At 34.8% G+C, this 462-nt stretch carries 1 protein-coding gene; it reads left to right on the top strand.

The annotated features are described in order from the left end of the window. Positions 1–81 precede the first annotated feature (81 nt). A partial coding sequence (locus tag J7R05_RS07995; protein ID WP_208541847.1) for a TSUP family transporter occupies positions 82–462 on the top strand: 381 nt, incomplete at its 3' end.

Here is a 462-nt window from a genome sequence, read left to right as displayed (position 1 = left end):
CCTTTTAATACGTGACAAAGACTTATTGGAGAAAAGCTCTCGAATTATCTAAAAATTCAAATTATCTTAAAGGTTCTGTAAGTGAGTATTTATTTACCAATTGCTGAAATGTCGCTTAACATGCTGATCTTGTTTGGAATGGGAGATGTTGCTGGTTTTTTTTCAGGTCTTTTTGGGATTGGTGGTGGTTTTCTTATCACATCGTTATTGATTTTTTATAATATTCCTCCTGCTATTGCTGTGGGAACAGGGGCTAATCAGATGATTGCTTCATCTGTGACTGGGACAATTACACATTTTAGAAGACGTACTCTTGATATCAAACTTGGTATTCTTTTAGCGATTGGAGGTGGCATTGGTTCTTTAATCGGGATTCAGATTTTTTCTGTTCTGAAAAAATTGGGACAATTAGATTTAATGATCTCACTTCTTTATGTGATCCTTCTTGGAAGTATTGGAAGT

This window comes from Bartonella capreoli, from assembly GCF_902813205.1.
Classification (GTDB): Bacteria; Pseudomonadota; Alphaproteobacteria; order Rhizobiales; family Rhizobiaceae; genus Bartonella; species Bartonella schoenbuchensis.
Note: the sequence above shows the minus strand (reverse complement) of the source record. Positions and strands in the feature narration are given on the sequence as shown.